At 32.3% G+C, this 14633-nt stretch carries 16 protein-coding genes; 4 read left to right on the plus strand and 12 right to left on the minus strand.

Features of this window, described 5'->3' with window-relative positions; genetic code table 11:
- The 4 genes from DMB92_RS00690 to DMB92_RS00705 are packed head-to-tail and all read left to right on the plus strand — an operon-like array spanning position 1 to position 3607.
- Positions 1-954 carry a D-2-hydroxyacid dehydrogenase gene (locus tag DMB92_RS00690; RefSeq protein ID WP_142681121.1) on the plus strand — a complete coding sequence of 318 codons (954 nt, stop codon included), beginning with the start codon at positions 1-3 and terminating at the stop codon, positions 952-954.
- Positions 938-1429, plus strand: coding sequence for a YajQ family cyclic di-GMP-binding protein (locus tag DMB92_RS00695; RefSeq protein WP_142681122.1), 492 nt, complete (start codon positions 938-940; stop codon positions 1427-1429). Before DMB92_RS00690 ends, DMB92_RS00695 begins: the two co-directional genes overlap by 17 nt.
- Positions 1430-1436: 7 nt before the next feature.
- On the plus strand, positions 1437-1916 hold the full coding sequence (locus DMB92_RS00700; RefSeq protein ID WP_260604691.1) for a hypothetical protein: 480 nt from the start codon (positions 1437-1439) through the stop codon (positions 1914-1916).
- 8 nt (positions 1917-1924) lie between these two features.
- Positions 1925-3607 carry an ATP-binding protein gene (locus tag DMB92_RS00705; RefSeq protein ID WP_142681123.1) on the plus strand — a complete coding sequence of 561 codons (1683 nt, stop codon included), beginning with the start codon at positions 1925-1927 and terminating at the stop codon, positions 3605-3607.
- Here DMB92_RS00705 and DMB92_RS00710 read toward each other — a convergent pair.
- The 12 genes from DMB92_RS00710 to uppS form a co-directional block, all read right to left on the minus strand.
- Positions 3567-4130 carry a ferric reductase-like transmembrane domain-containing protein gene (locus tag DMB92_RS00710; RefSeq protein ID WP_142681124.1) on the minus strand — a complete coding sequence of 188 codons (564 nt, stop codon included), beginning with the start codon at positions 4128-4130 and terminating at the stop codon, positions 3567-3569. The genes DMB92_RS00705 and DMB92_RS00710 overlap by 41 nt on opposite strands.
- Positions 4130-5020, minus strand: coding sequence for a protein-methionine-sulfoxide reductase catalytic subunit MsrP (msrP, locus tag DMB92_RS00715; RefSeq protein ID WP_142681125.1), 891 nt, complete (start codon positions 5018-5020; stop codon positions 4130-4132). Before msrP ends, DMB92_RS00710 begins: the two co-directional genes overlap by 1 nt.
- A gap of 100 nt (positions 5021-5120) precedes the next feature.
- Positions 5121-6011 carry a hypothetical protein gene (locus DMB92_RS00720; protein ID WP_142681126.1) on the minus strand — a complete coding sequence of 297 codons (891 nt, stop codon included), beginning with the start codon at positions 6009-6011 and terminating at the stop codon, positions 5121-5123.
- Positions 6012-6166: 155 nt separating this feature from the next.
- Positions 6167-7195: a siderophore ABC transporter substrate-binding protein gene (locus DMB92_RS00725; RefSeq protein ID WP_142681127.1), complete on the minus strand. Its 1029-nt coding sequence runs from the start codon at positions 7193-7195 to the stop codon at positions 6167-6169.
- Between the two features lie 27 nt (positions 7196-7222).
- Complete coding sequence (locus tag DMB92_RS00730; RefSeq protein ID WP_142681128.1) at positions 7223-7981, minus strand: ABC transporter ATP-binding protein; 759 nt, start codon at positions 7979-7981, stop codon at positions 7223-7225.
- Positions 7978-8916, minus strand: coding sequence for an iron chelate uptake ABC transporter family permease subunit (locus DMB92_RS00735; protein ID WP_142681129.1), 939 nt, complete (start codon positions 8914-8916; stop codon positions 7978-7980). Before DMB92_RS00735 ends, DMB92_RS00730 begins: the two co-directional genes overlap by 4 nt.
- Entirely contained in the window at positions 8909-9877 is a 969-nt protein-coding gene (locus DMB92_RS00740) for an ABC transporter permease (protein WP_142681130.1), read from the minus strand. The genes DMB92_RS00735 and DMB92_RS00740 overlap by 8 nt, the downstream gene beginning before the upstream one ends.
- A gap of 201 nt (positions 9878-10078) precedes the next feature.
- Complete coding sequence (locus DMB92_RS00745; protein ID WP_142681131.1) at positions 10079-11350, minus strand: NAD(P)/FAD-dependent oxidoreductase; 1272 nt, start codon at positions 11348-11350, stop codon at positions 10079-10081.
- A gap of 98 nt (positions 11351-11448) precedes the next feature.
- A complete protein-coding gene (gene truA, locus DMB92_RS00750; protein ID WP_142681132.1) occupies positions 11449-12174 on the minus strand; it encodes a tRNA pseudouridine(38-40) synthase TruA in 726 nt (241 codons plus the stop codon).
- Positions 12174-13199 (minus strand): LptF/LptG family permease, encoded by a 1026-nt coding sequence (locus tag DMB92_RS00755; RefSeq protein WP_142681133.1) that lies wholly within the window; start codon positions 13197-13199, stop codon positions 12174-12176. The genes truA and DMB92_RS00755 overlap by 1 nt, the downstream gene beginning before the upstream one ends.
- On the minus strand, positions 13183-13965 hold the full coding sequence (locus tag DMB92_RS00760) for an A24 family peptidase (RefSeq protein WP_185900138.1): 783 nt from the start codon (positions 13963-13965) through the stop codon (positions 13183-13185). Before DMB92_RS00760 ends, DMB92_RS00755 begins: the two co-directional genes overlap by 17 nt.
- A complete protein-coding gene (gene uppS / locus DMB92_RS00765; RefSeq protein WP_142681135.1) occupies positions 13965-14633 on the minus strand; it encodes a polyprenyl diphosphate synthase in 669 nt (222 codons plus the stop codon). The genes DMB92_RS00760 and uppS overlap by 1 nt, the downstream gene beginning before the upstream one ends.

Here is a 14633-nt window from a genome sequence, read left to right on the forward strand (position 1 = left end):
ATGGATTTAAAAAAGCAGGATTTAAAGATAGTATGCTTAGATGCAGCTACGCTTGGAAATGTGGATCTTAGCATCTTTGAGAGTGCGGGCTCTTTTGTAAGCTATGATTTTAGCACAAAGGCTGAGGCCATTGAAAGGTTGCAAGGTGCTGATGTAGTTATCATCAATAAGATAGTCATAGACAAGGAGCTAATTGACAAGACAAAATTAAAGCTTATCCTAATCACAGCCACAGGCACAAATAATATAGATTTAGAATACGCAGCTAAAAATAATATAGTGGTTAAAAATGTGGCTGGTTATTCAACCACAAGCGTAGCCCAGCATACCTTTGCCCTTCTTTTTGCCTTTTTAAATCAAATTTTATATTATGATAAATTCACTAAAGATGGGCTTTGGTGCAAAAGCCCTGTTTTTTCTGATTTTTCAAAGACCCTTTATACGCTTGAGGGTAAGAAATATGGCATTATAGGACTTGGGGCTATTGGAAGAGAGGTTGCTAAGATAGCCTCTGTTTTTAAAGCTAAGATCTTTTATAGCTCTCTTAGTGGGGTAAAAAGAAAAGAAGACTATGAAGAACTTAGTCTAGAAGAGCTTTTAAAAGAATGTGATATCATAAGCATACACTCGCCCTTAAATGAAAAAACAAGGAATTTAATCACCAAAAAAGAACTTAGCCTTTTAAAAAAAGGAGCGATCTTGATAAATGTTGGAAGAGGGGGCATTATCAATGAGGAGGATCTAGCCTTAATGCTTGATGAAAGAGATTTTAGAGTGGGTCTTGATGTGCTTGAGTTTGAGCCTATGAAAGAAGGACATCCTCTTTTAAACATAAAGAAAAAGCATAATTTGCTAATAACCCCTCACATAGCCTTTGCAGCCAAAGAAAGCCTTGATAGGCTCATAGCAATGACCTTTTCAAATTTAAAGGATTTTATTGATGGCAGAGCATAGTTTTGATATAAGTGGGGCTGTTGATAGCGGGGAGCTTAAAAACGCCCTAGAACAAGCTAAAAAAGAGCTTGAAAGCAGGTATGATTTAAAGGGCATTAAAAGCGAGCTTGAACTTGATGAAAAAGAGGGGCTTTTTAAGCTAGCTTGCTCAAGTGAGGCTAAGCTTGAGGTGCTAAAGGATATCATCATTTCAAAGCTCATTAAAAGAGGGATTAATGCTAGAGGCATAAGTGAGCTTAATAAAGAAAGCGGGGCCTTATTTAGGCTAAATTTAAAGGTGGCAAATAGCATAGATAGCGAAAATGCCAAAAAAATAAACAAGGCCATTAAGGATAGCAAGCTTAAGGTAAGCTCTCAAATAAGAGGAGAAGAGCTTAGAATTAGTGCTAAACAAATTGATGATTTACAAGCTGTGATGAGGCTTGTTAAAGGGCTTGATTTAGAGCTAAATTTAAGCTTTAAGAATTTAAAATAAATTTATAATGCAAATTAGATCCCTTGTAATTTTATTTTTTATTTTTGGTCTTTGTTTTTTTGTGGCTTGTTCTTCAAAAAAGCCAGCACAGAGTAGGACTTTAAGTCTTAGTATAAATTCGCCCTTGATTAAATTTAGCGAACAAGGTTTCTTGTATGAGGATAAGACTTCTTTAAAGCTCGAAGTTTATAAGCTTGGACAAATTTTCTTTGCCTTAAATATAAGGGATAAAATTTGTATCAATCAAGTATGCTATGAAAAAAAAGTATTTAATGAGAAATTTTTTAAATTTACTCATTATGAGGATTTAATGCAGGATATTTTAAAATTTCAGCCCATATATGAGGGGAAAAATGTGATACAAAATGAATGTGGTTTTATACAAGAAATTCAAGCTTCAAATTTTAATATTTTATATGAAGTTTGTGAGAATAGACTTGAATTTAAAGATCTTTTAAACCATCTTTTTGTGAAGATTAAAAAATAAGGCTTATTATGAAAGAACTTAAGGCGTTTTTAAAGAGTAAAGATGTGAGCAAAAGTGAAATTTTTAAAGCTCTTAAAATTTCTTATGATGAGGGGCTTATTTTACAATATCTTTGTCAACTTTTTTTTGGTTCTATACCAAATATAAGTATTTTAAATTTATTGCAAGGTCTTTTTAAAGATAAGGAGGAATTTTCTTATCTTGATCATCTTAAAGATATTAGGCATCTCATGGAACTTGGGCTTGTAAAAACCGGTTATTCTATGCTTCAAGATCAAAATAAAGAGAGTTTGTTTAGCCTCTTGCATATGGATATTAGTCTAAGCGAATATTTTTTGCAGTTTTTAGAAAATAAAAAGCCTTTGGATTTAAGTATAAATGTAGCTTATGAAAATCATTTAGAGTATTTAAAAGATGAGTTTGAACGTATAAAACTTTATACAAGGCTTTCTTTTAATCCTCAAAATTTAGACTTTAAAAAAGATATTCAAGCTTATGAAGCACATATTAAAAAACGCTTGGCAAAGTCTAAATTTTACAATGTCTTGGCTGAAATTTTTAAGGAAAATAAGCTTTCAAAAAAAGAGCAAATCATCTTTATAGCTCTTTTAAAAGAAGAATATTCTCTTAAGAACGAGGAAAGTTCTTCAAGAGAGCTAAATTCGCTTTTAGCACTTGTAAGTGAAAATGAGCTTGAAAAGCTTAAAAATAGAGCCTTGCTTGATGAAAATTCTAAGCTTATAGAAAAAAATTTGATTGATTATGATGAGTTTTCTAATCATTTTTATCTTAGTGAGAGTATTTTACAACGCATTGTTAATTTTAAAAGGCTTGATAAGGACAAGCAATTGCGTTTAGAAAATGCTTTAAAAGATCAAGAAATTTTTGAGCTTATAGAGCCAAATACAGATATCAATGATGTGATCATGCCTGCAAAAACCAAAGAATTACTTGAAAATATACTCAAACAGCAGGATAAAAAAGTGCTTGAAAGGCTTAGTCTATGGGGGATTAAAAATTCTAAGGAAGTAGAAGCAAAGATTATTTTTTATGGACCTGCTGGCACAGGTAAAACTATGTCTGCTTTAAGTATGGCAAAATCAATGAAGAAGGTAGTTTTAAGCTTTGATTGCTCTAAAATTTTGAGTAAGTGGGTTGGTGAGAGCGAGCAAAATGTAAGAAAGATTTTTGATACTTATAAAGAAATTGCACAAAATTGCAAACAAAGCCCTATCTTGCTTTTAAATGAGGCTGATCAGTTTTTAAGTACAAGGGTGGAAAGTGGTGCAAGTGCTGATAAGATGCACAATCAAATGCAAAATATTTTTTTAGAGCAAATAGAAAAATTTAGCGGGGTTATCATCGCCACTACAAATTTCTTAGAAAGTCTTGATAGCGCCTTTTCTCGCCGTTTTGAATATAAGATCGAGTTTAAAAAGCCTAATTTTAAAGAAAGATTTTTGATTTGGCAAAAGGCTTTGCCTAAAAATGCTGAATTTAGTGAAGATTTTAAGCTTGATGACTTGGCTCAGTATGAGTTAAGTGGGGCTCAAATTTTTATGGTGGTTAAGAATACAGCCCTAAAGGTCGCTGTATCTAAGGACGGAATTTTTAGTATGCAAGATTTTAGAGAAAGTATAGAAAAAGAGCTTAGTTCGAGTTTTGATAAGAGTAAAATCGTAGGTTTTTAGGTTTATAACGCCAAAGTATATAAAAAATCGCAAGAGCTAGGGCTGTATATTCCCAAAACATAGGCACTTTCGGCGTTAAAAAATAATGATAACTTGCACAAAGTAAGCACAGATATGCTAGTTTCCGAATCTTGTGCATTTTTTTAAAAAATTTAAAAGAACTTATAAACATGAGCATGAGTAAAACAAAGGAGATAAAACCACTTGCTTCCAAAAAACGCTTGGATATATCATCTAAAAGTCTTAAAAGTTGTGCATTTTTGTCAAAAATAAAATAATTTAAAAAATGTAAAATTGCCCAAATACTTGCAAATATACCCAAAAGTCTAGGATAAACCCTCGTTTTTTTAAAGCTAAATAAAGAAAAGAAAAGGCTTAAATTTAAAAAAATCAGAGCAAAAAGTCCTGTATAGATATAGGCTTCTTTGACGAAGTCAAAGGCTTGAAAGATCATATAAAAGCCATATACTAGGCTTAGGAAAAAAATGACAAGGGCTAAAAGCTTGAAATGCCTTTCTTGCATCAGTAATTTTTCCTAAGATCCATTCCTGCATAAAGAGAACTCACTTCTTTTTCATAGCCATTAAACATTAAAGTAGGCTGAGTAAAGAAGTCTCCTAAGGCTCGCTCATGTGCTTGAGACCATCTAGGGTGTGCAACTTCTGGATTGACATTGGCATAAAAGCCGTATTCATTTGGAGCGTATTTTTCCCAAGTGCTTTTTGGTTGCTCTTTAACAAATTCGATTTTAACTATGGATTTGATACTTTTAAAGCCATATTTCCAAGGAACAACGAGGCGTATAGGTGCTCCATTTTGAGGTTTAAGTGCTTTTTTATACATACCAACAGCAAGTAAGGTAAGTGGATGCATAGCTTCGTCCATTCTTAAGCCCTCTACATAAGGGTATTCAACCACCGGAAAAAATGAGGCTTGATCTGGAAATTGCTTTTTATCAAGAAGTGTAGTAAATTTCACAAATTTGGCTTCACTTGTAGGTTTTGCCATATCAATCAAACGCCTTAACTCAAAACCAACCCAAGGAACGACCATAGACCAAGTTTCTACGCAACGAAAGCGATAAATTTTTTCTTCTAAAGGAAATTTCAATATATCTTCCATACTAAGACTTAAAGGTTTTTCTATTTCTCCACTTAGTTCTATTTTCCAGTTTTGGGTATTAAAATTTTGAGCAAGGGCTACGGCTCTTTTTTTGTTTGTTGAAAATTCATAGAAATTTACATAATTTGTTGCAAGTTCTTCATCGCTGATCTTGAGCTTTTTTGTATTTGTATCACTTGTGAAATTTAAGGCTAAGAGCTTTGAACTTAGTAAGCTTGAACTTATCAATGCTCCTGCACCAAGTTTCATAAATTCTCTTCGTTTTTTATAAAGTGCTTCAGGAGTTATCATAAATTTTTCCTTTTTAAAAAGTTTTATTGTTTATATCACAGCTGTTTTAATGTAGGATTAATTAAGAGTTTTTTAAAAACTCTTAAGGATAATTTAAGTTCTATTCTAGATAATAAACTGCACAAACCTTTTCTTCAAGTAGGGCAGATTTAAATTTAATACCTTGTTCTTCAAGGCTTTGCATGAGATTTAAGCGATTATCTAGTCTTTGTCTTGTGATCTTTTTATATGGATCAAAAAGATAATTAACTATGTTAAAAATATAAGCGATTTTCATGAGTTCTTGAGGAGAATTTTGCGGATCTTTAAGATGATGCAAGCTTGAAATAAGTCTTGGATCGCTTTTGTATCTTTCAAATAAAAATTCTAAAAACTCTATATGATCAAGCCCTAAAAATTTTTTCTCCACTTCCCAAACATTGTTAAAATCCCCCTCAGCTAGTTCTTGATGAAAGTCTTCATGCAGGTTTTGAAAGATAAGGATTTGAGAAAAGATGATTAGTCCTAAACGCATGAGCATTATAGTTGGTATGAGAGTATGATACTGCTTATCTTCGGCTAAAAGCCAAGTTGTGATCACTTCAAGTTCTTTTGAGCAGTCTTTTAAGAAGCTTTCTCCATTTAAGCCATAAGGAGAAAGATCGCACATACATTTGATATCCATTTGCATTTTATTTCCCTCAGTATCTCTTGGGAAGATATTAAATTTAAAAACATTGCTAATCACTTCAGCCATGAGTATATTTTTGATCGTGATAGAGCCTAAAAGGGTTACAACTCTTCTTAGTTCCACATCTTGGGGAAAATTGTATAAAGATGATTTTGCGACTTCAAGAACGATTTTTTTATCATGTTCATTAAATTCAAGTATTTTTAACATTTCATCATTTGGCATGGTAAGTCCATGTTCTCTTACATAATCATTAAATTTAACTACAGTCGCAGGTAGCTCCGGCAAGGCTTCAACAGCTTGCATTACAAAATCTTTCATTGGTATTTCCTCTTGAAAATAATATAAGATTATAATTTAAGGATAGAAATTATATTAAAGTTAAAATAAAATTTTTATTAAAAAAAGCGTTTTTTTTTTTTTGAAAAATCGAATTTTTGAAGAACAAGAAGAATTAAATTCTTCTTGTTTTAATCTTATTTTGTAGCTTGAGCTATTTCTTCTATCATAGCCTTAAAAGAAAGTAAACCGCCACCTGAAAGATACCAATAATTTGGATCAAGGTAAATAATTTTACCATTTTGTGCAGCATTTGTTTTGGCTATAAGCTCGTTATCTAAGATACTTTGTGCTCTTTCTTGATTGCCCACGATAACATTTCTATCAACAACAAAGATAAAATCAGGGTTAATGCTGAGGATATATTCAGAGTTTATGCTATTTCCATGAGTACCCACTTTTATGTTTTCATCAGCAGCACCTAGACCCAAAACATCATGTATAATGCCAAATCTTGAAGAAGGTCCAAAAGCTGACATTTTGTTAGAATTTGTAAGCACAATCAAGGCTTTTTTGCTAGGATCGATATTTTGTTTTATATTTTGTGCCTCATCTTTTAAAGCATTAAGTTTTATGGTCGCTTCATCTTCTTTGTCGTAAAGTTTTGCTAGGCTTAGGACTTTGTTTTCAAAAGATGAGATGAAATTTGCATTATCAAGACTTACAAAAAGTGTTGGGGCTATGGCATTAAGCTTGTCGTAAAATTTGGTTAATCTTCCTGAAATGATGATAAGATCAGGTTGAAGTTCATTGATTTTTTCCAAATTTGGTTCGACTACTGAGCCTGTACTTTCTTTACTTTTAAAGCTTTCAAGATAAGGAGGAAGTGTTTTTGCAGGAACTCCAACCACCTTATCACTTAAACCAAGATCTTCAAGTGTATCTAAAGCACCAAGATCAAAGGCTACGATTTTGCTTGGATTTTTTACCACTTCTATCGTTCCTAAAGAATGCGTGATTTCAAATTTATCACCCTTATCAACAAGCTCTATGCTTTTGTATTCAACCGATGGGCGGTCTTTTTTTGGTGCTTGCGCATTGCTTGTTTCATTTGATTCCGTATTTGAAACATCATTTGAAACATTTTGTTCAGTGCTTTTATTATTGTCATTGCAACCAATAAAAGCAAAAACTGCTAAAACTATGCTAAAAATTAGCTTTTTCATTTGTTCTCCTTTTTAAAATGTGTTTTTTTAATCAAAATAAATACAGATTTTTTTCCCTTCAACCTCCTTTATTTTGATATCCATATCATAAATTTCTTTTAAAAGCTCGCTTTGTATAAGCTCTTGTGTGCTTGCTTTTTTAAAGATTTTTCCATCTTTCATTGCTACGATTTCATCAGAATAAACCGAAGCAAAATTAATATCATGAAGCACGCAAATAATGCCCTTGTTAAAATCTTGGATAAGTTTTTTTAAAATTTTCATGATAGAAACGCAGTGTTTCATGTCAAGATTATTTAAGGGTTCATCAAGTAAGATATATTCCGTATCTTGAGCAATAATCATAGCGATAAAAGCTCTTTGTTTTTGTCCTCCACTTAAAGAATCCAAAAAATGATCTTGTAGCTCACAAAGTCCCATGTATTCTATGGCTTCGTTGATTTTGATTTTATCTTCAGCATTTAAAGAATTTGCCGAATGAGGAAAGCGTCCAAAGCTTACAAGCTCTTTGACTGTTAGTCTTATATTAAGATGATTTGTTTGTTTGAGTATGGAAATTTTTTTCGCAAGTTCATTGCTTTTAAAATGCGAAAGCTCAGTTTCATCGTAATAAATTTGCCCACTATCAGGCTTTATAAGCCTACTTGCTATACCTAAAAGCGTGCTTTTTCCAGCTCCATTTGCACCGATTAAAGAGCTAAATTTGCCTTTTTGAAAACTTACGCTAATGTCTTTTAAAACCTCAGTTTTTTCATAGTTTTTGCAGATATTTTGTAGTCTTATCATATTTTGTTGCCTTTAAGAACAAGGAAGATAAAGTAAATTCCTCCTATGAAATTAATGATGACGCTTATAGTGGTATTAAAATCAAAGATCCTTGAAACGATAAAAACGCCACCTACTAGGGTAATGATACTGATAAAAGAAGAAGTAAGAAACAAAATACCATGCTTATAGGTTTTCATCAGTTCATAAGAAATATTTGCCACTAAAAGTCCAAGAAAGGTTATAGGTCCCACAAGAGCCGTGCTTATACTAACTAAAACAGCCACGATGATCATTAATCTTTTGACTAAAAATTCATATTCTATGCCTAAATTTATTGCTAAGTCTTTGTTTAGAGCAAGAGGGTCAAGAAATTTGTAATACCTAGCAATCATCGCAAAGCAAAGAAGCATAAGTATAAGAGCAAGTATTAAAACCTCGGTTTGTATATTACTAAAGCTAGCAAACATACGACCTTGCACAACCATGAATTCATCAGGATCAATAAGTACTTCAAAAAATAAGCTCAACGAAGAAAAAAGTGTGCCAAAAATAAAGCCTAAAAGCAAGATAAAATAAATACTTCGTCCATCTTTAAATAAAATTTTATACAAAAGTAAGGTAAAAATCATCATCGCCATAACGCTGATAATAAAATTTGTATTTGCCTCATAAACGCTTAAATTTGCAGAACCTAGAGTAAAGATCAAAAAGGTTTGCGTGAGCATATATAAAGAATCAAGCCCTATGATGCTAGGAGTTAAAATTTTGTTATTGGCTATGGTTTGAAAGATGATAGTTGAAACACTGATACAAACTCCAACTACGACCATGGCTAGAACTTGTATGCTTCTGTTTTCAAGTACATAGGCTGGAAATTTGCCCATTTGAGTAAAAATAAAAAGAATAATGACAAATAGCGTGATGATAAAAAGTATGAGGAGTTTTTTAAGCATGGGCTTTTCTTTTAAATAAAATCAGTATAAAGATAAAAGAGCCAATTATACCAACAACAAGGCTTATAGGCACTTCAAAGGGATAGATGATCAATCTTGAAAAAATATCACAAATAAGCAAGAAAACAGCCCCAAAAAGAGCTATGTAGATAAGGTTTTTTTTGAGATTATCCCCCTTATAAATAGATATAATGTTTGGTACTATAAGTCCTAAAAAAGGTATAATGCCAACACTAAGAATAATCACTGAGGTGATAACACCTACGATAATGAGTCCTAAATTAAGAATAAATTTATAAGAAATTCCCAAATTTAAAGCCACATCTTCGCCCATACCAGCTATGGTAATTTTATTGGCAAATAAGTAAGCAAGCAAAAGTAGGGGTAAGGTAATATAAACTTGCTCATAACTTCCTTGTATGACATTTGAAAAATCTCCTTGTAACCATGAGTTGATATTTTGAATAAGATTGAGTTGATAAGCAAAAAAGGTTGTGATCGCTGAGACAATACCACCAAACATAAGTCCTATAAGAGGAACAAAGATCATATCCTTAAGTTTAATTTTTTGTAAAATTTGTATAAAAATGAGCGTGCCTACTATGGCAAAAACTGAAGAAATAGTAACTTGAATGATAAAGGCAAGATGAGCAAAAAAAATCATACTTACCAAAATACCAAGCTTAGCACAATCCATAGTTCCAGCCGTAGTTGGGGAGACAAATTTATTTTGAGTGAGTTGTTGCATGATAAGTCCGCAAATGCTTAGGCTCATTCCTGTGATAATGATGCTTAGGGTTCGTGGAAGTCGTGTAAGGCTTAATATACCATGAACATCAAAAGAAGATGAGAAAATTTGTGCTAATCTAAGCTCACTCACCCCAACAAAAAGGCTAATAAAAGATAAGACAAACAATAAAAACAATAAAATTTTAAGATCAAATAAAAATTTAAAAAACAAAGATAACCTTAATACGAAAATATTGAAATATAGATAATAATTATTGTAAATATTGTATTAAATTAAAGATAAAAATTCGATTAAAAATAAGATAATTATAGAGTATTTTTCAAGAAGTAACACAAATTTTTTACTTAGATTTATCTTAATAAGCTAGGATAAATTAAAAGTAGTTATTGATAATAACTTTTGATCATGAGATTAATTGCTTGTTCGGTAACGAAACTGCCCTTTTTTAAAGACCATAGATAAGCCTCCTATGCTAAAAAGCCAGCGATTTTCTATAGTGTTTTTCATGAAAGCTGCGATTTCACCCCAAAGTTCTTTACCATAAACTATCCCCACTCCATCAGTATGTCCTATAGAACAAACAGTTCCTCTATGTTTAAAGACAAAAGGCTTGTTAAATTCATGTCCCTTGACAAGTTCACTAATCATCGTTCCTACAAATTCGCCCATTTGAGATGAAAGCTGAGCCGTTGGAGCATGTATAGCATCTTTTGTTGTGGGTTGAGCACTATCTCCAACAACAAAAATATTATTATAATTTAGGGCTCTGAGTTGGAAATCAACTTGAATTTTACCCTTTTTGTTTGGAATGCTTGATTTTTCTATGACATCGCTACCTTTTACTCCAGCTCCCCAAAGTACGGTATTGCCTTTGATTTCTATAAGTTTAGAATCCTTTTCTACGATCACTCCATCTTCTTTAATCTCTTTTACTGTGCCATTTGTTATCAGCTCAACACTCATTTTTTTGAGCTTTTCAACCGCTTTTGAGCTTAGTTTTTCGCTAAAAACAGGCAAAATTTGATTACTCCTACCTATGCAAGTGATTTTGGGGATACTTCTATCAATTCCACAAATTTCGCAAAATTCATCAAGCTGAGAGCCAAGTTCTGCTGCAAATTCTATACTTGTAAAACCTGTTCCGCAAACTATAAAACTAAGATCTAAAGGATTTTGGGTGTGGATAAAGTCCTTAAATTTATTTTCTATATGTTCACTAAGCTTTACAGCTCTATTAAGAGTAGAGAGTTTAAAGGCATGCTGGGCAACTCCTGGTATGTTAAAATCATCTGCCCTAAAGCCAAGAGCTATAACTAAAATATCATAATCATATCTTCCTCCATTGCCATAAACACAATGATTTTCAGGATCTAGACTTTTAATTTTATCTTTTACAAATTTGACCTTATTAGCCTTTAAAATTTTTCTATAATAAATTCTTGCCTTACGCACTGAAAGCGTGCCTACTGCAACCTTATGCAAAAGCGTAGTTTGATAGTGGTAGTCGTGCTTGTTGATGAGTGTAACTTGAGGTTTATTTTCTTGAGTAAAATCAAGTGAGCTTTGAAGCTTCAAAGCTGTCATTAAACCAGCATATCCACCTCCTATGATCAAAATTTTTGGATTTTTAGGGAGTTTAAGTTTGTCTAGGCTACAAACATCGAATTCTACATCTTTTGACATGGATTTGTCCTTAAATTTAAGCATATTTTAGATAAGGATTATACAAAAAATATATTTATTTTTTTATTAAAGAATAAGATATTTTTTCACTTTTAATGCTAAGGATAGAAAATTTTACTCAAATAAAGCCCACTTGCTGGAGCTAAGGTTCTTGAAAAGCTTTTTTGAGCATTAAGTTGTAAAAGTAGGTCTTCTTTACTTAATTTTCCCTGCAAGATTTTGAGGACAAAATCAACACTCATTCGAATTTGCGCCCTTAAAAAGCCATTAGCCTTAAATTTAAAAATGCTTAAATTTTTATACTCAAAGGCTCTTGCTTCAAACATTGTTCTTACGCTTGTTTTATTCTTTTCCAAAAGCTTTGAAAAAAGTAAAAAATCTTTTTGTCCCTCAAAGTAACTTAAAAGTTCATTAGCTTTTGCAATATCAATTTTTGGATAAAAATGATAATACTTTGCTAAAAAGGGGCTAAAATTTGCGTGATTTAAAACATAATAATACTGCCTTGCTTTTGCCTCAAAGCGAACCTCGAAATTTGAGGGGATTTTTTGTATATTTTTGATATAAAGATGAGGTTTTGCAAATTTGTTGAGCGTATTTTTAAGATAGTCAAAATCTTTAAAATGATCCCCACAATCAACCTGTGCCACGGCTTTTAAAGCATGCACGCCCTTATCTGTCCTTGAAGCAAATAAGGGCTTTTCAAAGATACCAACATGACCTAAAACTTCTTGCAGATAATCTTGAACGCTATTTTTATGAGGCTGGGTGGCTGAACCCTCAAAAGAAGAACCATCATAAGAAAAAACAAGCTTTAAACGCATCAGTATTTACTTAGAATTTTTTTCTTAAAATAAATCACTGAAGCGATAAAAAAGCTTGCAAAAATCAGCATTACGCTAAGAAGCGGAGGCTTATAAAATAAACTAAAAATACCAAAATAAAGCCCTATGATAATAAAAATGCCAAAATACACCATGCCCTTATCATAGCGGTAAGTTACAAGCCCAAAAGAAAGTGCAAATAAAGCACTTGCCATAGGAAAAAGAGCAATGAGAGTATAAATCACAAATTCTTTAGCCCTATCATCATCACTAAACATTTTTTTCCAATACTGATAAATATTTTCTTCTCTAGGATCTAAATCACTAAGCTCGCTATTAATGGTCATATCATTAAAATGTCCTACATGCCAAGAAAGACTTTCGTTAAAATTATATACATTGCCATCGATGAGTCTAAAAGAAAGGCTATTTTGATCCCTTTGAAGTAAGCCTTCTTTTGCGATGATGAATTGCTCTTTGTCCTTATCTTTTGTTTGGGGATTATACATGATGATATTTTTATATTTCACGCCGTCATTTTCTTCGATAAAGATCATCCAACCTAAGAAATTTTGTCCAAATTCGCCGGTTTTGAGATTAAGCTTGACTTGAGTTTTTTTATACTCAACGAAATTTTTTTGCAGTTTTGAGGCTAAAGGCACGAAGATTAAACTGACAATAAGCATAAAACAACTAACAACAAAGGCTAGGGCTAAAAAAAACCTTCCCAGATATTTTGGAGAAAATCCTAAGGCAAAGCATACTATGCTTTCATTTTCCCTTGAAAGCTTGTGAAGCATGAGTGCTAAAGAGATGAAAAAGCTTACAGGCAGGGTGAAGATCAAAATTCTAGGGATCATAAAGCTATAAAGCTTTAAAAAGTCCATAAAACCGATCTCAATGCTTGCAGTAAGCCTTGCAAGCTGGATAAAAAAGACCATGGATACGATGAGAAAAAGCACAGAAAACAAAGAAAGATTTGTGCTAAAAAAGTGGTTTAAAAAGTATTTATAGATAAGTCTCATGGATTAACTCTGTGGTTAAGATCATAACAAAAGCTAGGCTTAAAAAAGGAATCATAGCGATTTTAACAAGTTTTTTTCTTTGTATGAGGGCTGTTAATATGACAAAAGCAAGACCAAGGCAAGCTGATAAAAAAATGAGCAAAAGTCCAAATTTAAAGCCCAAAATCCCAGCCATGCTAGAAATGATAACAATATCAGCTTCTCCTAAGCTTTGAGTTTCTTGCTTATACTTAAGGCTTAAAAAAAAGTCTAGGAACATTTTAAGCAAAAACATCGCACCACAAAAACATAAACTATAAAGCAAAAAGCCATTTGAAAAATTTTCAAATAAGATCAATTCTTTTAATTCATCTAGGGAAAAAGAATGCACAAGGGCAAAAACAAAGGCAAGTAAGAGTAAATTTAAAGGAACAGCCTTTAAGATAAGATCGATCAAACTTAAAAGCAAAAGAGTGCTTAAAAATAGGCTCAAAAAGCAAAACTCAAGCCAAGAAGTGCTACAAAGATAAGCAAGGATAAATAAAGCTCCACAAAAAAGTTCTACAAAAAAGCATTTTTTATCTATCTTGTCCTTACAAAAACCACATTTTCCCCTTAGAAATATAAAAGAAAATAAGGGCAAAATTTGATAGGTTTTGAGCTGATTTTGACAAGAAAAACAAAAGGATCTTGGAGCAAAAAGAGCTTTTTGATGAACAAATCTATCAGCATAAGTGTTGATAAAAGAGCCAACGCATAAGCCTAGTATAAAGAAAAAAGCTATCATCATTTTCCAAAGGTTCTTTCTCTTTTTCTAAATTCTTTGATGATCTTTTTGAACTCTCTTTTTGTAAGTCCGGGAAATAAAGTTTCACTAAAATAAATTTCAGCATAACTTGACTGCCATAACAAAAAATTTGAAAGCCTTTTGGCATTTCCAACACGAAGCATAAGATCAACATCTAAGGGCAAATCCAAATTTTCGCTGATATTTTGCTCAGTGATAGGCAAACCCTTTTCGATGAGTTTTTTTACCGAGCGAACGATCTCATCTTTAGAGCCATAGCTTATAGCAAGATTAACGCATAAAAGCGTGCAGTGTTTTGTGGCTTCTTCTACTTGTTTGATTTTTAATTTTAAGTGTTCATCAAGTCTGCTTAAATCTCCGATAGCCCTTAAGCGAACATTATTAGCGGCAAATCTTTGCAAGGCATCATCTAAACATTTATCAAGGAGATTAAAAATAAAATCTATCTCATCTTTTGGACGACTCCAATTTTCAGTGCTAAAGGCAAAGAGGCTTAAATTTGAAATTTTTTCTTCTACGCAAGCTTGCATGAGTCTTTCTATGGTTTTTACGCCTTGAGAATAACCAAGTTTTTCTAAAAAACCATTTTTTTTAGCCCAACGCCTGTTGCCGTCCATAACTACTGCAAGATGATTAAGAGTGTTCAT

The organism is Campylobacter sp. MIT 99-7217, assembly GCF_006864365.1.
In the GTDB taxonomy this organism is placed as follows: Bacteria; Campylobacterota; Campylobacteria; order Campylobacterales; family Campylobacteraceae; genus Campylobacter_D.

Coding starts and splice junctions, on each gene's coding strand:
- DMB92_RS00690 (WP_142681121.1), top strand. CDS start 1: ATGGATTTAAAAAAGCAGGATTTAAAGATAGTATGCTTAGATGCAGCT.
- DMB92_RS00700 (WP_260604691.1), top strand. CDS start 1,437: ATGCAAATTAGATCCCTTGTAATTTTATTTTTTATTTTTGGTCTTTGT.
- DMB92_RS00705 (WP_142681123.1), top strand. CDS start 1,925: ATGAAAGAACTTAAGGCGTTTTTAAAGAGTAAAGATGTGAGCAAAAGT.
- DMB92_RS00710 (WP_142681124.1), bottom strand. CDS start 4,130: ATGCAAGAAAGGCATTTCAAGCTTTTAGCCCTTGTCATTTTTTTCCTA.
- msrP (WP_142681125.1), bottom strand. CDS start 5,020: ATGATAACTCCTGAAGCACTTTATAAAAAACGAAGAGAATTTATGAAA.
- DMB92_RS00720 (WP_142681126.1), bottom strand. CDS start 6,011: ATGAAAGATTTTGTAATGCAAGCTGTTGAAGCCTTGCCGGAGCTACCT.
- DMB92_RS00725 (WP_142681127.1), bottom strand. CDS start 7,195: ATGAAAAAGCTAATTTTTAGCATAGTTTTAGCAGTTTTTGCTTTTATT.
- DMB92_RS00730 (WP_142681128.1), bottom strand. CDS start 7,981: ATGATAAGACTACAAAATATCTGCAAAAACTATGAAAAAACTGAGGTT.
- DMB92_RS00735 (WP_142681129.1), bottom strand. CDS start 8,916: ATGCTTAAAAAACTCCTCATACTTTTTATCATCACGCTATTTGTCATT.
- DMB92_RS00745 (WP_142681131.1), bottom strand. CDS start 11,350: ATGTCAAAAGATGTAGAATTCGATGTTTGTAGCCTAGACAAACTTAAA.
- truA (WP_142681132.1), bottom strand. CDS start 12,174: ATGCGTTTAAAGCTTGTTTTTTCTTATGATGGTTCTTCTTTTGAGGGT.
- DMB92_RS00755 (WP_142681133.1), bottom strand. CDS start 13,199: ATGAGACTTATCTATAAATACTTTTTAAACCACTTTTTTAGCACAAAT.
- DMB92_RS00760 (WP_185900138.1), bottom strand. CDS start 13,965: ATGATAGCTTTTTTCTTTATACTAGGCTTATGCGTTGGCTCTTTTATC.
- uppS (WP_142681135.1), bottom strand. CDS start 14,633: ATGAACACTCTTAATCATCTTGCAGTAGTTATGGACGGCAACAGGCGT.